29 protein-coding genes are annotated in these 23,380 nt (G+C 66.3%); 13 read left to right on the top strand and 16 right to left on the bottom strand.

Going from position 1 to position 23,380, the window contains the following annotated elements; translation table 11 throughout:
- Positions 1–2: 2 nt before the first annotated feature.
- Together BJ988_RS08460 and BJ988_RS08455 are read left to right on the top strand one after the other, a co-directional pair.
- The gene (locus tag BJ988_RS08460) at positions 3–197 is read left to right on the top strand and encodes a CbtB domain-containing protein (RefSeq protein WP_179657624.1); all 195 of its coding nucleotides are present in this window, start codon (positions 3–5) and stop codon (positions 195–197) included.
- Between the two features lies 1 nt (position 198).
- Entirely contained in the window at positions 199–957 is a 759-nt protein-coding gene (locus tag BJ988_RS08455) for a CbtA family protein (RefSeq protein WP_179657623.1), read from the top strand.
- A gap of 219 nt (positions 958–1,176) precedes the next feature.
- Here the strand turns inward: BJ988_RS08455 and BJ988_RS08450 are convergent, their stop codons facing one another.
- Entirely contained in the window at positions 1,177–1,641 is a 465-nt protein-coding gene (locus BJ988_RS08450) for a DUF2752 domain-containing protein (RefSeq protein ID WP_179657622.1), read from the bottom strand.
- Positions 1,642–2,251: 610 nt separating this feature from the next.
- Between BJ988_RS08450 and BJ988_RS08445 the strand changes: the two genes are divergently transcribed.
- A complete protein-coding gene (locus BJ988_RS08445; RefSeq protein ID WP_179657621.1) occupies positions 2,252–2,659 on the top strand; it encodes a four-helix bundle copper-binding protein in 408 nt (135 codons plus the stop codon).
- Between the two features lie 9 nt (positions 2,660–2,668).
- Here the strand turns inward: BJ988_RS08445 and BJ988_RS08440 are convergent, their stop codons facing one another.
- Complete coding sequence (locus BJ988_RS08440; RefSeq protein WP_179657620.1) at positions 2,669–3,208, bottom strand: DUF2269 domain-containing protein; 540 nt, start codon at positions 3,206–3,208, stop codon at positions 2,669–2,671.
- The gene (locus BJ988_RS08435; protein WP_179657619.1) at positions 3,205–3,429 is read right to left on the bottom strand and encodes a hypothetical protein; all 225 of its coding nucleotides are present in this window, start codon (positions 3,427–3,429) and stop codon (positions 3,205–3,207) included. The genes BJ988_RS08440 and BJ988_RS08435 overlap by 4 nt, the downstream gene beginning before the upstream one ends.
- 83 nt (positions 3,430–3,512) lie before the next feature.
- On the opposite strand from BJ988_RS08435, the gene BJ988_RS08430 reads away from it, so the two are divergent.
- Positions 3,513–4,115 carry a TetR/AcrR family transcriptional regulator gene (locus BJ988_RS08430; RefSeq protein ID WP_179657618.1) on the top strand — a complete coding sequence of 201 codons (603 nt, stop codon included), beginning with the start codon at positions 3,513–3,515 and terminating at the stop codon, positions 4,113–4,115.
- Between the two features lie 77 nt (positions 4,116–4,192).
- Here BJ988_RS08430 and BJ988_RS08425 read toward each other — a convergent pair whose 3' ends face one another.
- The 6 genes from BJ988_RS08425 to BJ988_RS08400 all read right to left on the bottom strand — a co-directional run bounded on the left by BJ988_RS08425 (position 4,193) and on the right by BJ988_RS08400 (position 10,268).
- Positions 4,193–5,524: an MFS transporter gene (locus BJ988_RS08425; RefSeq protein WP_179657617.1), complete on the bottom strand. Its 1,332-nt coding sequence runs from the start codon at positions 5,522–5,524 to the stop codon at positions 4,193–4,195.
- A gap of 288 nt (positions 5,525–5,812) precedes the next feature.
- On the bottom strand, positions 5,813–6,025 hold the full coding sequence (locus tag BJ988_RS08420; protein ID WP_179657616.1) for a heavy-metal-associated domain-containing protein: 213 nt from the start codon (positions 6,023–6,025) through the stop codon (positions 5,813–5,815).
- 117 nt (positions 6,026–6,142) lie between these two features.
- The gene (locus BJ988_RS08415; RefSeq protein WP_179657615.1) at positions 6,143–8,518 is read right to left on the bottom strand and encodes a heavy metal translocating P-type ATPase; all 2,376 of its coding nucleotides are present in this window, start codon (positions 8,516–8,518) and stop codon (positions 6,143–6,145) included.
- Positions 8,519–8,576: 58 nt separating this feature from the next.
- A complete protein-coding gene (locus tag BJ988_RS08410; RefSeq protein ID WP_179657614.1) occupies positions 8,577–9,611 on the bottom strand; it encodes a hypothetical protein in 1,035 nt (344 codons plus the stop codon).
- A gap of 74 nt (positions 9,612–9,685) precedes the next feature.
- Positions 9,686–9,910, bottom strand: a complete 225-nt coding sequence (locus BJ988_RS08405; protein WP_179657613.1) for a heavy-metal-associated domain-containing protein — start codon at positions 9,908–9,910, stop codon at positions 9,686–9,688.
- A 52-nt stretch (positions 9,911–9,962) separates the two neighbouring features.
- Positions 9,963–10,268 carry a metal-sensitive transcriptional regulator gene (locus tag BJ988_RS08400; protein WP_179657612.1) on the bottom strand — a complete coding sequence of 102 codons (306 nt, stop codon included), beginning with the start codon at positions 10,266–10,268 and terminating at the stop codon, positions 9,963–9,965.
- Positions 10,269–10,424: 156 nt separating this feature from the next.
- Between BJ988_RS08400 and BJ988_RS08395 the strand changes: the two genes are divergently transcribed.
- Positions 10,425–10,676 (top strand): CDGSH iron-sulfur domain-containing protein, encoded by a 252-nt coding sequence (locus BJ988_RS08395; protein WP_179657611.1) that lies wholly within the window; start codon positions 10,425–10,427, stop codon positions 10,674–10,676.
- Here BJ988_RS08395 and BJ988_RS08390 read toward each other — a convergent pair.
- The 3 genes from BJ988_RS08390 to BJ988_RS08380 all read right to left on the bottom strand — a co-directional run bounded on the left by BJ988_RS08390 (position 10,673) and on the right by BJ988_RS08380 (position 13,596).
- Positions 10,673–12,097, bottom strand: coding sequence for an MFS transporter (locus BJ988_RS08390; protein WP_179657610.1), 1,425 nt, complete (start codon positions 12,095–12,097; stop codon positions 10,673–10,675). The two genes, BJ988_RS08395 and BJ988_RS08390, sit on opposite strands and share 4 nt — an antisense overlap.
- Complete coding sequence (gene sbnA / locus BJ988_RS08385) at positions 12,094–13,095, bottom strand: 2,3-diaminopropionate biosynthesis protein SbnA (protein ID WP_179657609.1); 1,002 nt, start codon at positions 13,093–13,095, stop codon at positions 12,094–12,096. Before sbnA ends, BJ988_RS08390 begins: the two co-directional genes overlap by 4 nt.
- A gap of 78 nt (positions 13,096–13,173) precedes the next feature.
- Positions 13,174–13,596, bottom strand: coding sequence for a hypothetical protein (locus tag BJ988_RS08380; RefSeq protein ID WP_179657608.1), 423 nt, complete (start codon positions 13,594–13,596; stop codon positions 13,174–13,176).
- A 382-nt stretch (positions 13,597–13,978) separates the two neighbouring features.
- Here BJ988_RS08380 and BJ988_RS08375 point away from each other — a divergent pair, with 382 nt between their 5' ends.
- The gene (locus BJ988_RS08375) at positions 13,979–14,128 is read left to right on the top strand and encodes a hypothetical protein (RefSeq protein ID WP_179657607.1); all 150 of its coding nucleotides are present in this window, start codon (positions 13,979–13,981) and stop codon (positions 14,126–14,128) included.
- A 57-nt stretch (positions 14,129–14,185) separates the two neighbouring features.
- Here BJ988_RS08375 and BJ988_RS08370 read toward each other — a convergent pair whose 3' ends face one another.
- Both BJ988_RS08370 and BJ988_RS08365 read right to left on the bottom strand, forming a co-directional pair.
- Positions 14,186–14,821, bottom strand: coding sequence for a methyltransferase domain-containing protein (locus tag BJ988_RS08370; protein ID WP_343051535.1), 636 nt, complete (start codon positions 14,819–14,821; stop codon positions 14,186–14,188).
- A 494-nt stretch (positions 14,822–15,315) separates the two neighbouring features.
- Positions 15,316–15,861 carry a hypothetical protein gene (locus tag BJ988_RS08365; RefSeq protein WP_179657606.1) on the bottom strand — a complete coding sequence of 182 codons (546 nt, stop codon included), beginning with the start codon at positions 15,859–15,861 and terminating at the stop codon, positions 15,316–15,318.
- A 280-nt stretch (positions 15,862–16,141) separates the two neighbouring features.
- Between BJ988_RS08365 and BJ988_RS08360 the strand changes: the two genes are divergently transcribed.
- The 4 genes from BJ988_RS08360 to BJ988_RS08345 all read left to right on the top strand — a co-directional run bounded on the left by BJ988_RS08360 (position 16,142) and on the right by BJ988_RS08345 (position 18,894).
- Complete coding sequence (locus tag BJ988_RS08360; RefSeq protein ID WP_179657605.1) at positions 16,142–16,564, top strand: single-stranded DNA-binding protein; 423 nt, start codon at positions 16,142–16,144, stop codon at positions 16,562–16,564.
- 8 nt (positions 16,565–16,572) lie between these two features.
- Positions 16,573–17,124: a hypothetical protein gene (locus BJ988_RS08355; protein ID WP_179657604.1), complete on the top strand. Its 552-nt coding sequence runs from the start codon at positions 16,573–16,575 to the stop codon at positions 17,122–17,124.
- A gap of 133 nt (positions 17,125–17,257) precedes the next feature.
- Positions 17,258–17,584 carry a hypothetical protein gene (locus BJ988_RS08350; protein ID WP_179657603.1) on the top strand — a complete coding sequence of 109 codons (327 nt, stop codon included), beginning with the start codon at positions 17,258–17,260 and terminating at the stop codon, positions 17,582–17,584.
- A 311-nt stretch (positions 17,585–17,895) separates the two neighbouring features.
- Positions 17,896–18,894, top strand: a complete 999-nt coding sequence (locus BJ988_RS08345) for a hypothetical protein (protein WP_179657602.1) — start codon at positions 17,896–17,898, stop codon at positions 18,892–18,894.
- Between the two features lie 40 nt (positions 18,895–18,934).
- On the opposite strand, the gene BJ988_RS08340 is transcribed toward BJ988_RS08345, so the two are convergent.
- Positions 18,935–19,321: a hypothetical protein gene (locus BJ988_RS08340; protein ID WP_179657601.1), complete on the bottom strand. Its 387-nt coding sequence runs from the start codon at positions 19,319–19,321 to the stop codon at positions 18,935–18,937.
- A 148-nt stretch (positions 19,322–19,469) separates the two neighbouring features.
- Between BJ988_RS08340 and BJ988_RS08335 the strand changes: the two genes are divergently transcribed.
- Complete coding sequence (locus BJ988_RS08335) at positions 19,470–19,829, top strand: hypothetical protein (RefSeq protein ID WP_179657600.1); 360 nt, start codon at positions 19,470–19,472, stop codon at positions 19,827–19,829.
- Between the two features lie 590 nt (positions 19,830–20,419).
- Entirely contained in the window at positions 20,420–20,695 is a 276-nt protein-coding gene (locus tag BJ988_RS08330) for a helix-turn-helix domain-containing protein (protein WP_179657599.1), read from the top strand.
- Between the two features lie 7 nt (positions 20,696–20,702).
- On the opposite strand, the gene BJ988_RS08325 is transcribed toward BJ988_RS08330, so the two are convergent.
- Positions 20,703–22,001, bottom strand: coding sequence for a tyrosine-type recombinase/integrase (locus BJ988_RS08325; protein WP_179657598.1), 1,299 nt, complete (start codon positions 21,999–22,001; stop codon positions 20,703–20,705).
- A 388-nt stretch (positions 22,002–22,389) separates the two neighbouring features.
- Here BJ988_RS08325 and BJ988_RS08320 point away from each other — a divergent pair, with 388 nt between their 5' ends.
- A complete protein-coding gene (locus BJ988_RS08320) occupies positions 22,390–23,352 on the top strand; it encodes a hypothetical protein (RefSeq protein WP_179657597.1) in 963 nt (320 codons plus the stop codon).
- Positions 23,353–23,380 lie beyond the last annotated feature (28 nt).

Genomic DNA, 23,380 nt, shown 5'->3' with positions numbered 1-23,380 from the left:
CGATGACCAACCCCACCAACCCGTCCAGCGCCGTCACCACGGTGCCGGCCTGGGCCTGGCTGCTTGCCGCAGCCGCCCTGTTCACCTTGTTCATGCTCACGCAGGAGAACGGCGCCCTTCTCGGCGCCGCCCAGGGCCAGTACCTGCACGAGCTCACCCACGACGCACGCCACGCCCTCGGCGTCCCCTGCCACTGACATGGGGTTCATAGATCTACTCCGCCGCGGTGCCGCAGCCGGAGCCGCAGCTGGCTGCGCCGCTGCCCTGATGATGTGGCTCGTGGTCGAGCCTCTGCTCCGCAAAGCCCTCGTCATCGAGGACGCCCGCAACGCCCGAGCCATGTCCGGCCACCGTAAGGGCGAGATGGAGGAGCCGCTCGTTTCCCGCGCCGGTCAGGTGCTCGGCGGCATGGCCACCGGCCTTGTCGTTGGCCTGTTGTTTGGCGTGGTGTTCGCGATCGTGTTCGGCAAGGTCCGGCACCGGCTCCCGGCAGCGACCGACTACGGCCGCTCGCTGGTACTGGCGGTGCTCGCCTTCGGCGTCTTCACCCTTGCGCCGGCGCTGAAGATCCCCGGCAACCCACCCGCAGTTGGCGACCCGGCCACGGTCAATCAGCGGACGCTGATCTATGTCCTGACGATCCTGATCGCGCTGGCTTTGGTGCTGGGGGCGTTCGAGCTGGACAAGTTCCTCGCCTCACGAGACCTGAGTGCGCCAGTGCGCACCACACTCGTGGTGGCGGCCTTTCTTTCGGTCGCCGGTGCCGTGTTCGCGCTCACTCCAGGCACGCCGGACAAGATCGCCAGCGATATGCCCGCGAAACTGATCTGGGACTTCCGGATCGCCTACCTCGCGCAGCTGGGCCTGATGTGGGCCACACTCGGAATGGTCTTCGGTCTGCTTCTCACGCCCCGTCGGGCGCGTGTGCCAACAGGCAGCGAGGTTTCCATCGCGTGAGCTCGACAGTCGGGCGCGTCCTGCCGGTCAACCCGAGCTCGCGCATAGGTCTCGAGATGGCTGCTCGCACGCCAAGGGGCAATTCGAGACGACGCCCCGGTCGTAGCCGGCGATGCCGTCTCGCAGCGCCTCCAGGTGGGCGTCGTGATCGACGCCCGGGTGCTTGCGGGGCTTGCGCAGCAACCGTCACGGCGGGCCGTGACTACCCACCGATCTCTGTCAACGCCACATGTCCGTGCCAGCCGTGAGCAGATCCGCACGCATCTGCTGGCGGATCTCGAGTAGCACCAGCAGGAGGAGTCCGGCGCCAATCATCCAGCGGCGCCGTTGAGGTGTCCATGCGAACCCGAACGTTACCCACCGACGACTGATGAGCCCGACAAAGGTGCGCAAGACCGCGAGGGCGGCACCGCCAACGATGAGGATGCTGAGAGGGTTGTACCGCCAGGCTTGGACCAGATTGCCTTGAGCGGTGTAGCGGGCGGCGCGGGTACCTCCGCACAGCGGATCCATGATCCCGAACTTGTGCAGCGGGCCATGGAGATCGATAGGCGGCAGACCGAAGAGCGCCATGGCCACAGCTATCCCGAGCGCAGCCAAAGCCAGGGCAGTGAGCCACCAATGGCGATCGTGGCGCTCGACCTCGAGCCGAAAGAAAGGAATGGCGATGGATACGTACGGCATGTCAGTCCTTGTCTGAACACGAATGGCGACTGGACTACTATGCCCCGTCCCACCCTCAACCCGTGTGTGCGCGCCGCCAGATCCTTGCGCCAGCTATATCTGGTCACCCCCGCGAGGGCTTGGAGATGTCCAGCACGAGGATGCAGATGAGCAAGAGGAGCCCAATGACCGCGTGCAGGAGGTCGCTGCCCGTCCGCCCCAGCGTGAGCGTGCCCGAGCAGCCTGAACTGTGACATCTGGCATATGCAGAATGAGGATGGCGATGAGCACGAACGTGCCCACGAGCGAGACGAACCCCAGTGATGGCGTAGCAGCGCCCACTTCGTCACCGCACCCATAAGCACGCGGATGGCGGTGGTCAACCTCGAGACCGGCCACACCCTCGACTACCCGCACGTCGGCTAGCCGACGACGGGCCGGCAAGCTGCACCAAGCCAAAAGACTTACTAGCCGCCCCGGATCCCTGGCCTGTCCGGGTGGATCTGGTTGGACACTGACCTCGGCGACTCTTGGGAGCATGGCGCTCATGGATCGGCCACCGACGGGGTACCTCTTGGGCATCGGGCCACCTGGCTCGTCGACAACCGTGCCATTGACGAGAGGGAGTGCCATGCACACCGTCGAGCAGATGCTGAAGACCTACCCCAAGGACCTGGGCGGCATCGACACCGCCAAGCTCGCTGCGACGATCCAGAGCCTGGTCGAATGCGCCCAGGCCTGCACTGCGTGCGCGGATGCCTGCCTGAGCGAAGACAACGTCGCTGACCTGACCAAGTGCGTCCGCAGCAATCTGGACTGCGCCGACGCGTGCTCGGCGACCGCGAACATCCTGTCCCGTCACACGGGATACGACGCCAATATCACCAGGACGTTCCTGCAGGCTTGTGCGACGGCTTGCAAGGCCTGTGGTGACGAGTGCTCGCGTCACGCCGACATGCATGAGCACTGCCGCGCCTGCGCCGAGGCGTGCCGATCGTGCGAGCTGGCATGCCGCGATCTGATCGCGAACCTGGGCTGACCAGTTCCCTCAGGCTGAGGTCGCTGTACGCGTCGTTGCGGCACGGGAACGCGCCGCCTGCTCCTTGCGCCACCCGTATTTCGTCAGGCCGCGAGGCTTGTAGATGTTCAGGACGAGGACGCCGATGAGCATGACGAGCCCGATGACGGCGTGTGCGATGTCGCTGCCCATCGCGAGCAGCCCCTCCTCGTCGAGCGTGCGCGCCCGATCAGCCTCGGCGGTGACGTCGGGCATGTGCATGATGAGGACGGCGGTGAGTACGACCGTGCTCACCAGCGAGATGAGCACCCAGTAGCGGCGTAGCAGGCCCCACTTCGTCGCCGCGCCCATCAGCACGCCGGTGGCTAGCGACCCGAGCGCAAGCGGCACGATCGCGTACCAGCCGACGAGCTCCATACCGATCCAGGCTGCTCTGACGACCGCGGGATCATCCGTGGCCAGCACGGCGGAGGCCAGTGCCAGGTAGGCGCAGACTGCGCCGATCCAGCCGACCGAGCAGCTCAGGTGCACCGCCAGGAGTAGCCGGCGTATGCGCGGACCGACAGTCACAGGCTGACCCCGCGGGCCGCCTCGTCCGCTGCCGGCGCGGAATGTATCCCGCCGCTGTGACGTCCTGGACCATGGTCGCCGCCGACTAGAACCATCGCCAGCACGGCGACCAGGATCACGGCCAGCAGTGCACCGATGAGGAACTTGACCCACGACGGCATGCCTGGGGGTGTCTCGTGTTCACCGGGAGCGGTCGGGGTCTGGTTGTCGCCGGGCGTCATCGCGCGCTCCTCGTTTTGTAAGACATTCTGTCTACCTTAGTGTGCATGGTGTCTGGGTCTGCGACAAGGCGTATCGTTGAATCATGCCGAAGCTCTGGAAGGACACCGTCGAAGAGCACCGGCGTGACGTGCGAACAGCGATCCTCGAGACCGCTTGGGCGCTCGCCCGCGAGCGGGGTGTCCGTGGAATCACGATGGGCCTGGTCGCCGAGCAGGCGGGCATCAGCCGCGCGACGCTGTACAAGTATTTTCACGGCATCGACGAGATGCTCGTCGCCGGTCATGCCGAGCACGTCGCGCAGCACCTCTCCCACCTCGAAGCGCTCCATAACGAGGCATCCTCTGCCGGAGCTGGGTTGCATGCGATGCTTCGGGGCTACGCACAGATCTGTTTCCACCGGGGAGCATCAGCCACGGCCGAACTGCATGGCCTGGTCCACCGTGGCGACGAGCACGCGCGCAACAGTGCGGATGTGACGACCCTGTTCGCCAAGGCCGTGCGAGACGCACAGGACCGCGGGCAGGTGCGAACTGACTTGGCGGCCGAGGAACTCGCCTCCTACAGCCTGCACGCACTCGAAGCCGCCGGGCAGGCACGGTCTGCGAGCGCGATCGACCACCTGGTCAAGCTCGTCGCGGAGTCTCTGCACCTCCAGGGGAAGACCGCCGGGTCCGGGAGCGACTAGGGCCCGACGGTCAACACCATGTCCTGGACTATGTGAGCCTCAGTTGCAGGCAGGCACCGGCCCAGGTAGTGACGGACTCACACGGCGTGCACGCATGAGCACTGGCAGGCGGCGAGAGTGCCTTCGGCGGTCTCCGCAGCCGTACGGACGAGCACATCGACGCCGCCGCGATCCGTGGCGCCGGACAACTCGCTGACCGGCTCGACTTCCGTTGCTGCTTCTTCGCGGGTCCACAGGGCGGGTGCTGCGACGGCGCCGATCGCGGCGAGGATGGCGAGGATGGTCCAGGTGGTGGGGAACCCGGCGTTGGTGGCAACCCATCCTGCGATCGGGTAGGTGATCAGCCAGGCGAGGTGCGAGAGGGAGAACTGAGCAGCGAAGACCTCGGGGATGGCGTCGGGTTCGACCGCGCGTCGGAGCACTTGGCCGGTCGGGGTGATGATGAGCGCCATCCCGCCGCCGATCGTGACCCAGATGACCGCAGTGAGCTGCGGAAGGGCGAGATTCAGCGCGACCGTCGCCAGGGCAGCGGCGACTGCGATGACCAGCACGGTAGCGCCAGTGAGCATCACGATCCGTTCCCCGGTGCGGTCGAGGATTCTGGGAAGGACGAGGGCTGCCAGGAGGGTGCCGGTTCCTGAGGCTGCGAGCATCCAGGCCACGTCGGACTGTGTTCCACCGAGCACGTCACGGACGTAGTTGACGGTGTTGACGACGACGATGGATCCGGCGGCCGCGACCACAAGGTTCAGGGCCATCACTGCGCGCAGGCTGGGCGTGGCGGCGAAGGTCCGGATCCCGGAGACGACCCGGTCCACAGCGCTGACGTGCGCGCTCGGGCGGGCGTTGGGGATGCGGGTGGAGAGTACGAGCAGCGCGGAGGCGGCGAACCCGAGCGAGGTGCCGAGGAACAGCAGGTTGAAGGACATGAGCGAGAGTGCGACTGCCGCGAGCACCGGGCTCAGCAGACTCTCCATGGTGTAGGCAACCTGCGAGGCAGAAAGGGCGCGCGTGTAGTCGGCCTCTTCGGTGACGATGTCAGGGATGACGGCCTGGAACGTGGGCGTGAATGCCGCAGACGCTGTTTGTAGGACACCGATCAGCGCGTAGATCTGCCAGATCTCGGTGACAAATGGGAGGGCAAGGACGACCAGGGCACGGACCAGGTCGAGGATGGTGAGGAACAAGCGCCGGGGCAGCCGGTCGACGTAGGCGGCCGCTAATGGTGCGACCACGACGTAGGCCACCATCTTGATGGTCAGTGCGGTTGCCAGCACCGCGCCGGCGCGAGGACCGGCGAGGTCATAGGCAAGAAGACCCAGCGCGACCGTGGCCAGACCGGTCCCGAACAAGGCGATCACCTGCGCGCTGAACAGTCGCCTGTAGTCACGGATCGCGAACAACCCCATGGTTCTAACCCTTTCTCAGGCCGGGCCGCTTCCATGGCCTGGCGTCGTGGTTTCATTCGAAGACAATCTGGCCCGAGTCGCTGTCCCTGGCCTGTCCGGCCACGGTCCAGTCGGGCGAGCGCATCGGCGCTGCGTCCCGCTGTGTGATGGGGCGGGCCACCGGTGCGGTGATTCTGACTGTTCCAGCAGCGCGACTCTTCGTGGATTCGATACCCCCGGCCCTTCGCCGCGCGAACGCTGACAACGCGGGTCGGGCCGGGGTACCTGAGCCTTACGACTCGTGCGGTCTCAGGCGGAAGCGAGCTTGTAGCCGGCCTTTTCGACGGCCTGCTTCACAGACGCATCGCTGATGTCGCTCTCGCTGGTGAGGGTGATCTCGCCGGCAGCGAGGTCGACGTCGACGTCGAGGACGCCTGGGATCTGCTCGACCTGGCCGGTGACCTTTCCTGCGCATCCGCCGCATGTCATGCCGGTGACGGTGTAGGTGGCGTTGGTTGCCATGGGTGAACCTTCCTGTTGGATTCCGTGCCGTGTTGGCCCGGTTTGTTGTGTGGGTCCAGCCTGCGGAGCAGGCCCTCTGGGTCCTCGAAGGTCTCGGGCGGCCCAGAAGTTCGGTGGTCAGGCATTGGCCGGCTCTGGCCGGGATGCCTCCGCGATGTGGTCGGTGCTGGTTCGGGTGTCGCTGTGGGTTGCCTGGAAGCTGCGCAGCCGGAGGCTGTTGGAGACCACGAACACCGAGGAGAACGCCATCGCGGCTCCAGCGAGCATCGGGTTGAGCAGTCCAGCGGCTGCCAGCGGGAGGGCGGCGACGTTGTAGGCGAACGCCCAGAACAGGTTCCCCTTGATGGTGGCGAGGGTCCGCCGAGAGAGCCGGATCGCGTCGGCGGCCGCGCGGAGGTCTCCGCGGACCAACGTCAGGTCCGAGGCCTCGATCGCGACGTCCGTGCCGGTGCCCATGGCCAGACCGAGGTCAGCCTGGGCGAGTGCCGCGGCGTCGTTGACTCCGTCACCGACCATGGCAACGGTCCTGCCCTGCTCCTGCAGCCGCTTGATCACGTCGACCTTCTCCGAAGGCATCACCTCGGCGATGACCGTGTCGGGGCCCGCCTCGATGCCCACAGCCGTCGCAACCGCCGTGGCGACTGCGGCGTTGTCGCCGGTGAGCAGCACCGGCGTCAGCCCGAGGCCGCGCAGCTGGCCGATGGCCTCGGCAGAGGTCGGCTTGATCGCGTCGGCAACGACCAGAACCCCACGAGCTCGGCCGTCCCAACCGACCGCGACCGCGGTCTGGCCCGTCTCGGCGGCTTCAGCCATCGCCGCCTCCAGGGACGGCGTCAGGTGCTGGGACCACTCGGCAAGCAGCTGCGGTCGTCCCACCAGGATGGCGTGCGAGACCTCCCCCTCGACGATGATCCCCTGCACGCCCAGGCCTTCGATGTTGGCGAAGTCCTCCACCGCAGGGAGGTCACCGACCTGCGCAGCCGCGCCCTTGGCGATGGCCTGGGCGATCGGGTGCTCGGAGGCGTCCTCGAGGGCGCCGGCGAACCGCAACAGCTCATCGACGTCCTCGCCTTCGGCCACGACCGTACGAACCAGGGTCATCTGACCGGTGGTGACGGTGCCGGTCTTGTCCAAGACGATCGTGTCGACCTTGCGCGTGGACTCCAGCACCTCGGGCCCCTTGATCAGGATGCCGAGCTGGGCGCCACGCCCCGTACCCACCATGAGAGCGGTCGGCGTCGCCAACCCGAGCGCGCACGGGCAGGCGATGATCAGCACCGCGACGGCCGCGGTGAACGCGGCGGCGATCCCGCCGCCGGTGCCTGCCCAGAACCCGAAGGTCGCCGCAGCCAGGCCGATCACGATCGGCACAAAGATCCCCGAGACCCGATCCGCCAGTCGCTGTGCCTGAGCCTTGCCGTTCTGGGCGTCCTCGACCAGCTTGGCCATCTGCGCCAGCTGGGTGTCGGCACCGACCCGCGTGGCCTCGACCACGAGCCGGCCGCCGGCATTGACGGTCGCGCCGACCACGAGATCTCCGGGGCCGACCTCGACCGGCACGGATTCACCGGTCACCATGGAAGCGTCCACGGCTGAGGAACCTTCGAGGATCCGGCCGTCGGTGGCGATCTTCTCCCCGGGGCGGACGACGAACCGGTCACCAACTGCCAGCTGGTCGATGCCGATCCGTTCCTCGGTAGGGCCGCTCGTGCCGTCGCGGAGGACCGCGACCTCCTTCGCACCCAGTTCGAGCAGGGCACGCAGCGCGGCGCCCGCGCTGCGCTTCGAGCGCGCCTCGAAGTAGCGACCCGCCAGGATGAACGTGGTCACTCCTGCAGCAGCCTCGAGATAGATGTTGCCGGATCCGTCGGTGCGGGCGATGGTGAGCTCGAACGGGTGCGTCATACCCGGGACACCGGCGGTGCCGAAGAACAGCGCATACAGGGACCAACCGAGCGCTGCCAGCGTGCCCATGGAGATCAGCGTGTCCATGGTCGAGGTGGCGTGCTTGAGGTTGGCCCAGGCCGCCTTGTGGAAGGGCAGAGCACCCCAGACCACCACAGGGGCGGCGAGCGTCAACGAGAGCCACTGCCAGTAGTTGAACTGCAGCACAGGGATCATCGCCATCGCGATCACCGGCACGCTCAGGACCGCCGAGACAACCACCCGGTTGCGCAGGGCGCGCACCGAGTCGTCCTCGGCGCCAGTCTCCGAAGCCGATGCCTGGCTCGACGTACCCTTCGGCTCCGGAAGCCGCGCGGTGTAGCCGGCCTGCTCGACCGTCTCGACCAGCGCAGTCGGCTCGATGCCGTCGGCGTAGGTGACCTTTGCCTTCTCGGTGGCGTAGTTGACCGTGGCGGTCACACCCTCGAGCTTGTTCAGCCTCCGCTCGATGCGGTTCGCGCACGAGGCGCACGTCATGCCACCGATCGCAAGCTCGACCTGGTTGCCGGGGACACCGCCCTCAGGTGTGACGTCGTTGAGCGCACTCATGGTCTTTCCTTCCTCACCGGATGCTTGACGTTCTCGTTGCGTAGGTCTGTTGGTTGAGTCAGTGGTTGTGGTCGCCGTGGCCACTCGAGCCAGAACTGGGCTGCGCAGTGGGCTCAGTCGCGCTACCTTCGCGCGGCGCCGGGACAGGCTCGCCGGCCTGGGCGGTGAACTCGGCGGTGCGGACCACGCCGTCGTGCTGGAAATCCAGGTAGAGGCGGTACGGTCCGGCGGACGGGGCGGTTGCGAAGAAGGTGATGTCCGGGCCGGGCTTGGTGGTGCCATCGCCGGGCTCACCGTCAGGGTGGACGTGTAGGTAGGCCAGGTCTCCCGAGCGCAGCGCCACCAGGTGACCGTAGGCAGCGAGGTAAGGCTGCAGGTCGGTCACTGGCTGCCCGTTGCGGCTCACCGTCAGTGTCAGCTCGGAGGACTCGCCAGGGACGACCCGCCCCTTCAGCGTGACGGTGTAGCCGTCGACCTCTGCGGTCTGGCTGACCGGCTGCAGCGGCTCCGGCTGGTAGGTGCCTGCGACCGACACGTCGCCGCCCAGCGTCATGGTCTCGCCGTGTTCGGTGGCGCGGAAGTCGGCGAAGACCCGCCATGCTCCGGGCGTGAGATCGAGCTCGGTCGACCAGGTGCCCGCCTCATCACCTGACGTGGCCAGGGTGGGGTGTACGTGCTGGAACCCGCTCATGTCTCGCCGAACGGCGATGAAGTGGAGCTCCTTGTCATGGGTGGGCTCGTAATCGGTGACGGGCTGACCCTCTGGGCCGGTCACCCGGAACTTCACCGGAGTACGCCCTGCCGCCAGGATCGTCGAGTCCAGGTCCAGCGTGTATCCGTGCTCGGAGATCATCAGCCCGCCGGGCTGCTTGGAAGCAGCTCCGCCGTGGCCGGCGTGACCGCTGGCGCCACTGCCCGTGCTTTCGTGACCGGTCTCTACGCGGCCTGCGTCGTGCTTCATGTCATCTCCTGAGTGGCTGGTGGCCTGCGGGGTTTGGCCGATGGGCCCGATGGCGTTGCCTACGCCGAACGAGGCGGCAAGGATGGCAGCGAGGGCGGCGATGAAGCCGCCGAGCTTGAGAGAGGTCTTCACAGGAGGCTCCTTAGTCGGGACCAAGTCGGTACTGCTGTTGAGGGCGATGCCGCGGAACGCGCACCGCGCTGTGGCTAGCTGGCGTCGGCGACGCGATAACCGGCTTCATCGACGGCCGAGCGAATGCTGGCTTCGTCGAGCGGCGCGTCGCCGGTCACGGTGAGTCGGCCGGTGGCGAGGTCGATGTCGACATCGGTCACGCCGTTGACTTCGCTCACCTCTTCGGTGACCGAAGCGACGCAGTGGCTGCACGTCATGCCGACGACGGTGAAGTTGGTGGTGTGGGCTCCGCTGGCCATGGTGGGTACTCCTTAGGGGTAGTGGTCTGGTTGTGCGGTCGAAGTCTGTGGGTCAGGAGCGGACCAGGCGGCCGATGGCGTCGGAGGCCTCTTTGATCTTTTCGTCGGCTTCCGTCCCGCCTGCGGCGGCGGCCTGCACGAGGCAGTGGCTGAGGTGCTCATCGAGCAGGGCGAGGGAGACAGACTGCAGTGCCTTCGTCGTCGCGGATACCTGAGTGAGGATGTCGATGCAGTACGTCTCTTCCTCGACCATCCTCTGCAGGCCGCGCACCTGGCCCTCGATGCGTCGCAGTCGCTTGAGGTAGTCGTCCTGTCGATGCGTGTAGCCGTGCTCGTTCTGGTGCTCGTGGCTTTCCATATTCATTCCTCTGCTGGGCTGGTGCCGTCTTTTCGTTTGCCTCAACACCATACCCCGGTATGGTATGCCGGTCGCGGTGAAAGGAACCATACCCCCCTAAGGTACGGATGTCTAACCGCGGCAGACCGGACCAGCGACGCAGAAGGAGCACCGCATATGACCGACAGCTCGGCACCGCAGCCCAGCAACCAGGCCAAGCCCACCACCATCAAGACGGTGGACAACGGGCCACTCCAGATCAAGGGCCCAGCGCAGCTCGTCGACCACGACGGCAACAGCTTCAGCACCGGCAGAACGATCTTCCTGTGCCGCTGTGGCGAATCCAAGAACAAGCCGTTCTGCGACGGCACCCACGCCAAGGTCGGCTTCGCCGCCTGCCAGCGTGCGACTCCAGCGGACGAAGACTAGACTCGTCGGCCCACGCTCGGACGGGGTTGGCGCGACCGGTCAGGTACGGCATGTGGTGGGGCGGCCGGGGCGTGACCCGGAGTTCCGCCGCGTACCCGCCTCCCCGTCCGGCGCCCTTGACGGTACCGCGACCGGCGAGGGGCTGCATGTCGACCGCTCGACCGGCTACGCCGGCGCCCCGAGGCAGACGGCGCCGCTGACGTCCGGGCGGCGTAGCTGCCGGATCGGGGAGATGCGATCGCAGGTGCCGAAACGAGCAGGGCCGCGGCGGCCACACAGATCCCAGTGATCAGCACGCCGAGGGTCGGGCTGAGCAGCGCCATCCCGCCCCCGGCCATGAGCGGGCCGAGGAACTGCCCACCGAGCAGGAAACTGTTGGCGGCACCGACGTACCCGGCGCGTTCGTGATGGCCGGCCTTCTGGGATGCGTACAACATCAGTGACTGTGCCAACGCCGCGAAGCAGAAGCCCTGGATGAACCGCAGCGGCACCAGTGCCGGCAACCAGCCCACCGTCGCCTGGATGAGGACGGTCGCGGCAGTGACACCGCTCGCGATGACCAATGTGCGCAGCGGAAGGCCGGTTCTGTCGTTGACCTTGCCCCACCACAGGGAGCCGACCAGGGTGCCGCCCCACATCACCGCATGCAGTCCTCCGACCCACGGCCCGGCCTGTTGCGGCTCCGGCACCAGCTCGGTGACGAAGGCGGTATAGATCGGAATCAGACCGTAGACGCCAAAGAAGGCGAGAAAGCCCGCCGTCAACGGGATCCAGCCGATACGCGCGCACATGGACACGAGAGCGGCACGCGCAGGTTCTGCTCCGACGGACGCTCGCCTTGCATCGTGGGGATTCCGCAACCGCACCGTGCAGATGCCCCCGAGAAGGAGTGCCGCGAGGGCGATCCCGATCAGGAGCGGCCTGAGGTCGCCGGTCGCTACCAGGGTGCCGCCGGCGACCGGGCCGGTCAGGGCGCCGGCGGCAGTGGCGCTGTAGGAGCGGCCAAGCGCGCGCCCCCGGCTCCCCTCGGAGGCAGCCGACCCGACGTACGCTGCCGCAGCCTCGACCACCCCGCCCAATGTGCCTTGCACGATACGGGCGGCCAGCAACGCCAGCGGGCTGCCGGCGGCGGCCATCAGAGCCATCGCCAGACACAGGCCCGCCAAGGCGCGGACGACCATCCACTTGGGACCGATACGGTCACCCAGCCGGCCCCACAGCGGCGTGGTGATCGCCAGTGGGAGGGCGGGAGCCGCGATCGCAGCCCCCGCCCAGACCCCGACGGTGGCATCGGAGGCGCCGAGTGAAGCCATGTACAGCGGCATGATCGGCACCAGTGCCATCAGCCCGGCGGTGTTGACGAACTGGGATACCCACAGCAGTCCCATGTCTGTCCGCCGCAGGGTCATGTGCTCAGTCATGCTCGAGTGGAAACATCCAGTCGCTGATCAGATGCGCCACCAACCGTGGAGACCATCTCGAGCCACTGGTCGTCATAGACCAGGTCGAGGTAGCGCTCCCCCCGGTCCGGCAGTACCGTCAGGATGCGGCTGCCGGGCGGTGTGGTCGGCAGGAACTGCGTGATGGCTGCAACCACGGCGCCGGAGGAACCACCACCGAGGACGCCCTCGGTGGCAACCAGGTGCCGGCAGCCCAGGGCAGCTCGGGCATCGTCGATGTGGACCACGTGGTCGATCTCAGTGCGGCTGAGCAGCTCCGGGACCCGGCTCGCGCCGTATCCGGGGATCTCACGCGGACCAGCGGGCGAGCCGAAGATCACTGACCCGACCGCATCGACAGCCACCACCTGCATCGTGGGATAGCGCTCTCGAAGGCGCCGGGCCAGCCCCAGGATCGAACCCGTGGTGGACACGGCCGCCACCAAGTAGTCCACCGGGCTCTGGATCGCGTCGAGGACCTCGCGTCCTGTCGTCTCGTAGTAGGCGCGCCAGTTGAGGTCGTTGGCGTACTGGTTCACCCAGACACTGTCCGAACTGGCATCAGCCAGCTCCTGTGCCCGCCGTACCCGAGTGTGCAGGTAGCCGCCGCTCTCGTCGCGCTCGGTCACCAGCTCAACATCCGCGCCGACCGTCTGGAGGAGCCGAAGGTTGGTCGAGGTGGTCTTGGGGTCGACCACGGCGGTGAAGTCCAACCCGTGAAGCTTGGCCATCGTCGCCAGCGCGACCCCGAGGTTCCCAGAGGTGCTCTCCACCAGTCGCATCCCGGGTCGCAGCTCACCTGAGGCCAGTCCAGATTCGATGATGAAGCGGGCCGGCCTGTCCTTCATACTCCCCGCAGGGTTGAGCATCTCGAGCTTGGCGATCACTTCCCGATCGGGGTCTGGGAAGCAACGTCCCAGACGCAGCAAGGGAGTGTTGCCGACGCACGTGGTGAGGGAGTTGTGGATGTTTTCGGGCATGCCAAAGTTCCTTCGTTCATGAAGTCGAAAGTGCTTGAAGAGGGGTAGGAGGGCGTCGTCAAGAGACGACACCGGCTCCTACACCCGCTGCACGCCGAGTTCGCGAACGAGATGCGGGGTCCATCGCGGCAGATCGGCAGGCCGCTGCGATTCGATGAGACCAACCTGACGCGGAATTACCCACAGGCACCCCAGCGCCGGAATCAATTCCGAAGCAGCGACCCCAAGACGCGACTGAGTGATCTCGCCACACTCGACCTCGCCATGGGGGTGCTCGACCTTGAGGACGTCGACCTCACCAGCGGGGCCGCCGTCGCCGACCGAGGGCTGATCAGAAGACCAGTCGTGATCATGCTCGACCGACCCACGATCAACCCCATCCGCATGGGCCACCGACAGCGCTGTGGACTCGTCCACCGACCCCGCCACGTCATGACCGGCATCGCCGTGATGCCCGCTGTGCATGCTCAGCAGGTGCACCGCAAACACCATGGCAGCCACCAAAGCAACCACTACGCGCGGCCGAGCCCCAGAGAACGGGAAGGAACGGAAACGGGAGGCGAACGCCGAGTCAGCCCGCGAGCCCATACGCCTCCTTGCGTCATCATCCTTGATGGTCCGGCGCAGCCAAACTAACAGCCAAGCCTGAAGAAACCCTGACACCACGACGTGACATGCCGCACTATCCGCAGGCGACCCGTATCTGTCAGTTCTCATCTCCTCTCATCCATTTGCGTCCGCGAGGTAGTTCTCGTGCCTCGGTCTCGTACGTACTCCAGCGATCGATCGCTTGTCGGCACCACCGTTGCCTGCACCCTCGTCGCAGGCGTGATCGCGGCCGTCGCCAGACCCCCTCGTGACCGGCCGCTGGCCGACACTCCGGGTGACCTGGTCACCCCGCGCTCGCCAGATCACGATCGCGGTGGCGGTCGTCCTGGTTGTCCTGGTTGTCCTGCTCGAGATCAGGCAGCAAGGTCGAGCAGAGCTCCTGATGGACGACACCTTCACCTTCGTCGGCCTTCCCCTCCTCTGACCCCCAGACCCACCTCGCTCGCGGCTTCACCTGACGAGGGGTCCGGCGGTGCGATGGTCAGCGTGTGCAGACCAGGAGGCTGTACGTAGATCCATCACGGTCAACCTCGAGCCGCTCGACGACGAATCCTGCCTCTCGGAGTTTGCCGATGACATCGTTGATCGGGCGCAGCGTGAAATTATGCTTGGCGAACGGTTGAGCGGCCATCCAGTCCGGATCAGCAACGCCAAGAACGCCGCGGCCATCTGGAGCAAGGACCCGTGCCAGCTCAGCGAACGCGGGTTCCAGGTCAGCGATGAAGTAGATCGTGTTGAGGCTGATCCAGCCACCGAGAGTCGCATCGGCGATGGGAAGCGACGACATCGCCGCCTCATGCAGGACGAGTTGTCCCGACCGCAGTTCATTCGTGAAAGTCCGGCGTGCACGCGCGAGCATGTCGGTCGACGGTTCGATCCCCTGCACACGTCCGTTCGGGACCGCCGCAAGAAGCAGATCGAGCCCAACGCCGCCGCCAAAGCCGATGTCGGCCACCGTCTCGTTTCCTCCGAGTTTGAGGACATTGACGGCGGACTCGGTTGCAGTGCGATTGCCCTTGTTGAGGAGGAGTGCGACCACGGCACCGAGTGGCCCTGCCGGGCCGCCGAGCTGGCGGCTGAGCATCCGAAGGGCAACGTCGGGAACGGGGATCTTCACGCCGCCACCATTGCACGGCCCGCCAAGCAAACCTTCGTCGAGCAGCGACCAAGCAGACGAGCAGCGAGCGCGCCCGCGTTCCCAGTGAGACGTGGCGGGCCACATCTCAGACATTCGGTGCGGCGCCTCAATCCGTGACTGATCCGTGCGTATCGCTACGAAGACGGTTTCCGGACTCGGGGATCAACGGAGCAGGAACGACGCCTCGACAGCCCGCAGCAGCACGAAGGCGAGCAGCAAGGCGCCGTAGAGGCCGTGGGTGAACGAGAGCCAGCCTGTCGAGCAGTCACGAGTCCCATCAGGGCTGCGAGCCGTACCTCGCCGAACCCGACCAGGCCGGCGTTCAAGATCTGTCGATATTCCAATCAGATCCCGCCGCGGTCCTGATCCCCAGTCGCGTGATGCTCGGCCGGGCTGGATACGGCACCGACCTGTTACCGAGTCCAGAGCGCCAGGTGAAGGTCCAGGCCTTGCGGACTCTGCGCCGTTGACCGCTATCGGGCGAGCTTTGCCGCAGCCGCGGTGACCACGGGGTCGAAGACGGCGTGGTCGCAGGTGCTGTCGTCATCTCCACCCGTGAGTTTCATGACGATCAGGGCATGGCCGGCGTCGACGTACGCAAGCCGTGTTGAGCCGGAGCGACCGTCGCTCGCGGCCCATGCCTGCACAATCTGTACGCCTCGCACGCCCCCGCTGAGGCTGCAGCTACGCAGATGCGACTCGACGGTGATGCCGTCAGCAGCCACCAGGACGTCTGAACACTCGTGAGCCTGCCGCACGAGACGCGCGACGAGGGGACTAGCGTCGAGCTGACGGTCGGCGACGATCTCCTGCTTCAGCGTCATGTCACCACCGAATGACTGCCATGTCCCCTCGACGGCGACATCGGCATCGGCCCAGCGCGAGGCCTCTTCCAGCACCTGGCCTGTGGCCTGGCCGCACTCGGACTCCCGGCCCCCTGAGTCTGAGTTCGAGCTGTCGCTACGGGCAGGTGCCTCCGCCATACGCCACTCGCCGGGAAGATCGCTCTCCACGAGCATCGCGCTCCTTGCGCCAGCCTCGGTGAGAGTTGCACCGTCTTCGCCTGTTGCCAGTGGAGACGTACATGCAGACGTCGTGGCCACGACGAGGGCGGCGCTGCTGAGACCACGTCGGAGATACATCGGCTGGCTCCATGGTTGCTGGGCGTACCGCCGGTGCGGCGGATTCCTCAGCCAGGTGTCCCACTCACGTCGCTCACAGGCCGCCGGGCAGGTATGCGCACCTCATCGCCGAGAGCTGCCACGACCGCAGTGGCCGCGAGCACCGCAGGAGGACGTCATGACGATCCCGACCCAGATGAGCCTGCATGGGTTCATCGCCACCGTTCCGCATCTGACCTTCGGCGATACCGGCATCGCCCGGTTCTTCGCCCGCGTCGGCGTCGAGCACTACCGCAAGGAGGCCGACGGGAACTTCACCAAGCTCGATCCCACCTTCCACAACATGGCGATGTTCGGGACGAAGGCCGAGAAGGCATACAACCAGTTCCAGGTCGGTGACCAGATCATCGCATCGGGGTACGTCAACGAGTACCAGGTCGAACGCAACGGCGCCGTCGAGCAGCGCGAGGAGTTCATCGCCCGTCAGATCGGACACGACGCGCACCGCACCCGCTACACCGTCGCCCGCGGACCCTCCCCCACACCGCCAACGCCTCCGCCAGCCACCCAGGTGCCCGCACCGAGCCTGCACGCGATCTGAGCGGCGCCATGTCTGATACCCCCGAGGCCCCCTTCGAGCCCGATCCCGAGCCCTGGCACCCGCCTGAGGACGACGCCGACGAACTCCCCACCGACCGCGCTGTTCTCGAGATCCCCCAACCCGTACGTCCCATCGACTGGAACAGCCTCAGCGCCGAGGAGGCGGAGGCGGAGTGGCGCGATCTCGACGAGTGGGTCGACTGGCTGCGTCGCACCTACGGGCTGCCGGCCACGATCGTCCCTCCCCTGTGGCACCGCCATGACGAGCTTGTGTGGGAGCTCTCCGCGCTCCAGACCCACTGGCGTGAGTGCTACGACCCGAACTCCTCAGGCTCCGCGCCGCTGCAGTGGCATCACGACTTCACCGAGGCCCGCGCGCGGCTGCGTGAGTGGGTCTCCACCTGCGGCACGCGCATCGACCGCGACCGGCCAACCCGCCAGACGCCCTGGCCCGGTGAGGCGGACGCGGGCACGACCGCCGAGAACCCGATCCCCAACCGCCGCGCCGACTTCGAACAGTTTCTGGCCGAAGACGCGGCCGCTCGCAAGAGCACGAAGTGAAACGTACGCCGCTCCATCACAGCCCACGCCCAGGACCGGCTTCTCCACAGGCCACCGGGTCGCGCGCCGTCAAGAGCGCATCGTCGCTCAGCCTGCACCTTCCTCAGCAACCACTCCGCGAACGGAGACCGTCATGCTGCTCGCACACGCCGTCACCCTTGCCGAAGCACGCTCCTACCTCGCCGCGCTCGCCGACAACGCCCGCACCGTCGAGGGCTCCATCGCCTACGAACGCGTACTTCTCCAACTCGACCTGGTCCACGGCGACCAGTCCCCCGCCCACGAAGAGATCCTCCCAGGTCTGCTGCCCGCCGATCAGCTCTACGTCCTCGCGGTCAAGACCATCGAAGACCTTGTACGCCACGGCGTCGACGCCCTCCAGATCGAACTCGTCCTCGCAGCTCTCCTCGAGGCCCGCGAGACGGACACCACGGTGAACGGCAGCACCGGGCGGTCGTGATGTACGGCGAGAACGGCGGTGAACTCCGCAACGCACTCGTCACCTTGCTCGGCCAGTACCGAGTCAACTACCGCCTGCTCCTCGAGATCAGCCGAACGCACCCGCCACATGCCACCGCGGCCCGACAGGTCGAGTTCACCAGGCAGATCCTCCGTTACCGGCGGACCATTCTGACGTGGTGTCACCAGGCCCTCGAGCAGGCCAACCCGAATCCTAAGGCCGAGCGGAGCCTGGAACTCTATGAGCCACCGGACTGGCTGTGCAGAGCACTGACCCGACTTCGTCACCGCAATCCTGGACCGCTGCCATCCTTGAGCGAGCTCGCCTCTCCTCAAGAGATCGGCATTCTCGAAAACTGGCGCCGAGCGGCCAAGGCAGCAGCCCTTGCCGAGCACGACCTCGACGGCGGCCTCGGCGGCGGAATCCTCACCCACCGCGAGTGGCTCACTCTCGTCGGTGATATCGCTGACATCACCAAAGCCCTGCGCGTCCTCGATCACCGCTACCGCAACCTCCTGGGCTGGGAGCGCCTCAAGGGCGTCCGCGGCCTCGACCAGCACATCGACGACTGCGCCACCCACAGCCAGGCGCGCTACGGCATCCCCGACTACAACATCGACTGGCGCGGGTGGCACCCACCACAGCCGGAGATATCCCCGGACGCCGACACGATCACCCATGTCCTCGCCGCCGAGCACCGCCTCCTCAGCTCCCTCGCGACCGTCCCCTCAATGGCGAACCTTCGACACCTGCTCCATTCCCAGCGCGAACTCTCCAACCTCGCCGCCCTCCGCGCCCGAGACATCGCACCGGAACAGGCGGCACAGTTCCGCAGACGCGAGCAGAACCTCGCCAAGGTGTCGAAAACTGCCCGAACCGCTGGCGGCCTTGCCGGCACCGGCGCCAGCGCCACTCAGCACAGCGCCGACGCCGCACGTCTACTCGTCTCCGTCCCCGTCGGCGAGATGATCGACGTCGACGCGCTCCGAAACTTCGACAAGCTCTTCCGCCACGTCGACAACGCCCTGCACCGGGCCATCGAGCACGGCTTCAACACCCGCATCTACCTCGTACGCAACACCCTCCCGCGCATCGACCCGACCGACGGCCTCCAACCCCACCAAGCCCGCCAGATCTTCGAACCCGTCCGACACGAAGGACGTACGCCACTGGTCGCCGTCGCGCGCCGCTACCTCCGCACTGACCCTGTCCGAATGGCCCCGCCCGGCGTCGCCGCGATCAACCGCGCCGACTTCCGCAATGCGATCAACCACCGTCGAACCACCGGCAATGGCGGAGTCTCCTTGTAGGTCCGGATCCGTGCCGTCATTGCGAGGGGACCGGCGGTAGTCACTTCCGCCACTGCTCGACGACGCTGTTCCGGTAAGCCTCAGCGATCTTCCGCGCCGCACCGTCCAGCCACCTGACCCCGTCGACCACCCACAGCCGAGCCATCGCGATCGCAACGATCCCGTCCATTTCCTCGGTCTCCTCCCAGAGACCATCGAGCAGGTCAAGAACCATCGCAATCCCCCGACTCAGACTCAGCCCCTTGACAGGAACCTGCTCGGCCCACGGCGCGCGCCACGGTCTTAGCACCAACTCCGCGCGCGCATTCATCAGATACACCGCCAGGTCCTCCAGCCCGGCCTCGTCGGCGTGATCCGCGAGCACCACGAGAAGGGAGCTCGCCCGCCGGCAGATGGTCAAAGCCTCGTTCGTGTTGATGTCATCCATGTCCGTAAGGAACCCCAGATCGCCCACGCTCAGTGGCCTGCACCTGGCGCCTGTGGAAACGTCCCCCGGTCTCGCCGCCTGTGAATGACGACCGGCCCGCTTTCGCGAGCGCCGCTGACACCCGTGACAAGGCTTTACGATGAGAAGCATGACCACCAGCGACTGGACACAGGAGCGAGTCCGGGACCTCGTCGCCCATGCCCGCCAGGAGCAGCCCAGGTGGTCGTGGAAATTGAGCGTGCGTCCCGAGACTCTAGCAATGCTCGACCCGATACCAGGGGTTCTCACCCACCCCGACCCCGGCTTCGCACCCCTCGACATCCTCACCTTCGACGGTTGCGAGCTCGCCGCGCTTGACCTCCTCTGGGACGTCGTGCTCGCCAGCGCCGTCGATGCTCACGGCTTCACCCCCAACCAGGTCGTACCGTCCTACTGGCTCGACCTGTCCACCGGCGTAGTCGAGGAATGGACCGAAGAGGCTCACACTCGACTCACTCGCGGGACTTGAGGCTGGCCCGCTCTATCGCATCTCGGCGCCGCTGGCAGGTGGCTGACCGCCGACCCGCCATTGAAAACTCGACACTTGAGTTGCCAGGCAGGCAGCATCGCGTGACTTGTTCCGGCATGGCAGTCACTGGCGAAAGACGCACGTCGTCGCGCCGGTGAGTGCTTCAGTCCAGCGAAGCGAGCAGCATGCCTCGATGCACCGAAGTCCACCCCGATGGATCAATGCAGGTAGTCCGCGTTCTCCCAGCGCAGCCGTGGCGCGTACTCAGATACACCAATGTTGACACGAGCACCAAGTACGTCAGCGCCTCAAGTCCGAGCTGGCGCCACCCGTCACTGTGCTGCGCCAAGCTTTCACGCAGGACCGCCGGCCACGTGCCTCCGTGGCAGCTGAGGTCTCGACCGCGGAAGAACAGCCCGTACCGAAAGCCGTTCACAGCCTGCTGATCGGTTGCTCGGTCAATCAGCCGACGCTCAACGCCGCTGAATGCGTGGCGTACGGGGCGACCAGTAATCCCGCCGCCGGAGTCGTGGGCGGGTGCGGGGCACCTTAAACACGACGGCACATCGATCGCTTCCAAGGAGTCAAGAATGGCCATCCAATCCACACAGGCCCCGGCACAAGCTGACGCGATCCACCTGCTCAGTATCGAGGAGGCAGCGACGTACCTGAACGTGCCCCAGCGCTGGGTTGCCGACGCAGTGCGCCAGCGCCGCATCCGATGCAGCAGAATCGGAAAACACGTCAGGTTCCGCCTCGAGCACCTCAACGAGTTCATCACCGCCTGCGAGCAGCCCCTGACAGCGCCCAGCGGCGCGAACGTCCTCGACCTCAGCCCCAGAGGGTCGGGCCGTTCGCGCCTCTGACCTTCACTCAGGCAACCGCAGCATCGACGCCCCCACGCAGCAAGTGGAGCGGCGGCCGGATCTGCTCGCCGTTCATCACTGCGTCAATAATGTCAGAGATCAGCTCATCGCCGGCGGGTAGCAGGTGGCCGTAGGTGTCGATCGTGGTCGTGATTGACTCGTGTCCCAGCCGTGCCTGGATGTGCGGCAGCGGGGCGCCACCGGCGATGAGCCACGACACGTGCGTGTGCCGCAGGTCGTGGAACCGGAACGACGCGATCCCGTCCTCGATCACCTCATCCATCAGCGGACGCCAGACCCGGGTATAGAAGTCCGAGTTGTGCACCGGCCGACCAGTTGGCGAGACGAACACGAAGTCGTTCGCGGCCTTTCCCTCGATCAGCTTCTCCAGGATGGTCGCCATGCTCGACGAGATCGAGACCGTACGCCTTGACTTCGGTGTCTTCGGGTTACCGAGGTAGTGCTCGCGCATCGTGTGCTTATCGCGGATCTGCTTCTTCAGCCACGACGGGACCTCGGTCTCACCGTTCTCCCCCACGCGCTTCCACGCCTTGTTCACCCGGATCGTCCGGTTGCGCAAGTCGACGTCACTGACCCAAAGCGCGGTGATCTCACCGAAACGAAGGCCAGTTCCGGCGGTGGCCCGGATCAGGTCGGCTGCGGAGTAGGAGTAGCCGTCGGCCTTGGCCACGACAGCTGCGAACTCGTCCTCCGACAGGAACCGCAGCTCCGCCTGGGACTGCTTGACCCGTCGACGCTTCGGAGCCGTCCGGGCACACGGGTTGACGGTGAGGAAGCCCTGCTCCACGGCATAGTTGAAGACGCCGTACATCAGACCGTGGTAGTTCGCCTTCGTCTTCAGCGCACGGTCCCAGTCAATCAGCCAAGCCTTCACCTCCGGCTCGCTGATCGCCGACACTGGCTGCGCGAACGGCAACCGCCCGCGGACCTCCAGGCGAGCGAGCACGCGCACCTGCGAGAGATACTTCTTGCGCTGGCCGGGCGTGATGTCGACGATCTGGCGGATGTACTCCTCGCCGATCGTGGAGAAAGCAGGAGCCTCCGCGGTCGGATCGCCGCCGTTCGGACGTACGAACCCCTCGCCCTTCACCCAGCCGTCGGGCCAGTGGCTTCCGGCGGCCACGACCATCTTCTGGAATCCCTCGGCACGAGCCAGATTCTGCTCGCTCGTCCCCGCACTGAACGCCTCGAACTGCTTCTCACCATCACGGCCGCCGCCGAGCCGCCATACGACGTACGCCGACACCACCTTGTCACTGCGCTTGTGCTTCTCGATCCACACCATGTTCTGCACCTCCGTGCATCAGGTGCGAATCCGTGCCCGGACACCGGGCACAACACGGGCCAGAACAGGAGGCAACGGGAGGTAACGGGAGGTCACTTCACGCCTGAATCGGCCAAAAGTCGGCCTGACCTGCGGGGTTTATGTCGGTTCAAGTCCCCCCTCGCGCACGCATTGGATTGTGGCCCTGACCTGGGAGACCGGGTCAGGGCCACAACTCATTTCAGCCCGGTTGGGCACAACGAGTGCACGCATCCCCGGCTCAACTGTCCGGATAAGCCTATAAGGCCAGGTAGACCACTTCTTCGGCACGAATGGTCGCCTGGCTCTCGCCATTTTGATCGCGAGGTGCTAGAAGGTGCACACACACTTCGTGAGGAAGTTGGGCGCCATGGCGGATCGGGCCACTGATGGCAGAGTTCGGCACGAGTTGGAGCTGGCGTTGCGGAACGGGCCGTTCCCGGCGGCGCTACACCTGGCGATCGAAGTCCGTGGGCTGACTCTCGAGGAGATCCGGGACTGGTTGGGGGAACGCGGGGCGCATCTGAGTATCGCGACTCTGAGCTACTGGCGGCGGGGACGTAGCCGTCCGGAGCGGGCCGCGTCGCTGATCGCAGTTCAGCTGCTCGAGCAGCTGCTGGAGTTGCCACCCAATGCGTTGATGGCGCTCCTCGGGCCGCGCCGACTGAGAGGGCGGTGGATCGGTCACGTGCAGGGCAGTATGTCCCCAGATATCCTGTTCGCCGATCCCCGCCCGGAGGAACTGCTACGAGCTGTCGGCGTGCCCCGGGAGAATCGCCTCCGCCGAGTCAGCGTGCAGATCACTGTTGAGATCAACTCGGAGCGGATGGTCGAGCGGATTCTGGTCCGCGAGCTCGTCCGGGCCGCAGCCGACCGGGTTTCCCACCTCGCGGTGCTCTACTTCGCCGAGGAGCGACCCGATCAGCCACCCGAGCTCACCGAGGTGGCGAACGCTCGGATCGGACAGATCGAGACCGACCGGTCCGCCGGTCTGGTTGCGGCCGAACTGATCCTGGACCGGGTCCTTGGCCTCGGCGAGCCCGCGCTGCTCGAATACGAGTGGCGATTCGCTCCGGGCACGCTGATGGTCAACTACGAACATCGCTTCGCTGAACCGGTCCGTGAGTATGTGTTGCAGACCCGGTTCGCGCCGGGCGTCGTACCGGCGCACTGTCACCGCTACGACCGGCGTACGGTCACGGCACCCGAAGGCAACCACACCGAGCTGTGGATCGGCGGCGCGAACTCGGCCTTGCTTGCCGAGACCGACGTGCCGTCCGGGATCGTCGGCATGCGGTGGAGCTGGTCTCAACAGAGTTGTCACCGGGAGTGAAAGGCGGCCTTTAACAGAGGTGTACGCG

Origin of the sequence: Nocardioides panzhihuensis, from assembly GCF_013408335.1 — a bacterium.
Taxonomy (GTDB): domain Bacteria; phylum Actinomycetota; class Actinomycetes; order Propionibacteriales; family Nocardioidaceae; genus Nocardioides; species Nocardioides panzhihuensis.
Note: the sequence above shows the minus strand (reverse complement) of the source record. Positions and strands in the feature narration are given on the sequence as shown.

What these genes read in the sequence shown, in the direction of transcription:
- BJ988_RS08320 (WP_179657597.1), top strand. Translation starts at nt 22,390, where the DNA reads ATGGCGGATCGGGCCACTGATGGCAGAGTTCGGCACGAGTTGGAGCTG.
- BJ988_RS08395 (WP_179657611.1), top strand. Translation starts at nt 10,425, where the DNA reads ATGACCGACAGCTCGGCACCGCAGCCCAGCAACCAGGCCAAGCCCACC.
- BJ988_RS08405 (WP_179657613.1), bottom strand. Translation starts at nt 9,910, where the DNA reads ATGGCCAGCGGAGCCCACACCACCAACTTCACCGTCGTCGGCATGACG.
- BJ988_RS08430 (WP_179657618.1), top strand. Translation starts at nt 3,513, where the DNA reads ATGCCGAAGCTCTGGAAGGACACCGTCGAAGAGCACCGGCGTGACGTG.
- BJ988_RS08425 (WP_179657617.1), bottom strand. Translation starts at nt 5,524, where the DNA reads ATGGGGTTGTTCGCGATCCGTGACTACAGGCGACTGTTCAGCGCGCAG.
- BJ988_RS08445 (WP_179657621.1), top strand. Translation starts at nt 2,252, where the DNA reads ATGCACACCGTCGAGCAGATGCTGAAGACCTACCCCAAGGACCTGGGC.
- BJ988_RS08365 (WP_179657606.1), bottom strand. Translation starts at nt 15,861, where the DNA reads ATGCTCGTGGAGAGCGATCTTCCCGGCGAGTGGCGTATGGCGGAGGCA.
- BJ988_RS08460 (WP_179657624.1), top strand. Translation starts at nt 3, where the DNA reads ATGACCAACCCCACCAACCCGTCCAGCGCCGTCACCACGGTGCCGGCC.
- BJ988_RS08340 (WP_179657601.1), bottom strand. Translation starts at nt 19,321, where the DNA reads ATGGATGACATCAACACGAACGAGGCTTTGACCATCTGCCGGCGGGCG.
- sbnA (WP_179657609.1), bottom strand. Translation starts at nt 13,095, where the DNA reads ATGCCCGAAAACATCCACAACTCCCTCACCACGTGCGTCGGCAACACT.
- BJ988_RS08335 (WP_179657600.1), top strand. Translation starts at nt 19,470, where the DNA reads ATGACCACCAGCGACTGGACACAGGAGCGAGTCCGGGACCTCGTCGCC.
- BJ988_RS08450 (WP_179657622.1), bottom strand. Translation starts at nt 1,641, where the DNA reads ATGCCGTACGTATCCATCGCCATTCCTTTCTTTCGGCTCGAGGTCGAG.
- BJ988_RS08360 (WP_179657605.1), top strand. Translation starts at nt 16,142, where the DNA reads ATGACGATCCCGACCCAGATGAGCCTGCATGGGTTCATCGCCACCGTT.
- BJ988_RS08455 (WP_179657623.1), top strand. Translation starts at nt 199, where the DNA reads ATGGGGTTCATAGATCTACTCCGCCGCGGTGCCGCAGCCGGAGCCGCA.
- BJ988_RS08435 (WP_179657619.1), bottom strand. Translation starts at nt 3,429, where the DNA reads ATGACGCCCGGCGACAACCAGACCCCGACCGCTCCCGGTGAACACGAG.
- BJ988_RS08355 (WP_179657604.1), top strand. Translation starts at nt 16,573, where the DNA reads ATGTCTGATACCCCCGAGGCCCCCTTCGAGCCCGATCCCGAGCCCTGG.
- BJ988_RS08390 (WP_179657610.1), bottom strand. Translation starts at nt 12,097, where the DNA reads ATGACTGAGCACATGACCCTGCGGCGGACAGACATGGGACTGCTGTGG.
- BJ988_RS08420 (WP_179657616.1), bottom strand. Translation starts at nt 6,025, where the DNA reads ATGGCAACCAACGCCACCTACACCGTCACCGGCATGACATGCGGCGGA.
- BJ988_RS08330 (WP_179657599.1), top strand. Translation starts at nt 20,420, where the DNA reads ATGGCCATCCAATCCACACAGGCCCCGGCACAAGCTGACGCGATCCAC.
- BJ988_RS08350 (WP_179657603.1), top strand. Translation starts at nt 17,258, where the DNA reads ATGCTGCTCGCACACGCCGTCACCCTTGCCGAAGCACGCTCCTACCTC.
- BJ988_RS08325 (WP_179657598.1), bottom strand. Translation starts at nt 22,001, where the DNA reads ATGGTGTGGATCGAGAAGCACAAGCGCAGTGACAAGGTGGTGTCGGCG.
- BJ988_RS08400 (WP_179657612.1), bottom strand. Translation starts at nt 10,268, where the DNA reads ATGGAAAGCCACGAGCACCAGAACGAGCACGGCTACACGCATCGACAG.
- BJ988_RS08415 (WP_179657615.1), bottom strand. Translation starts at nt 8,518, where the DNA reads ATGAGTGCGCTCAACGACGTCACACCTGAGGGCGGTGTCCCCGGCAAC.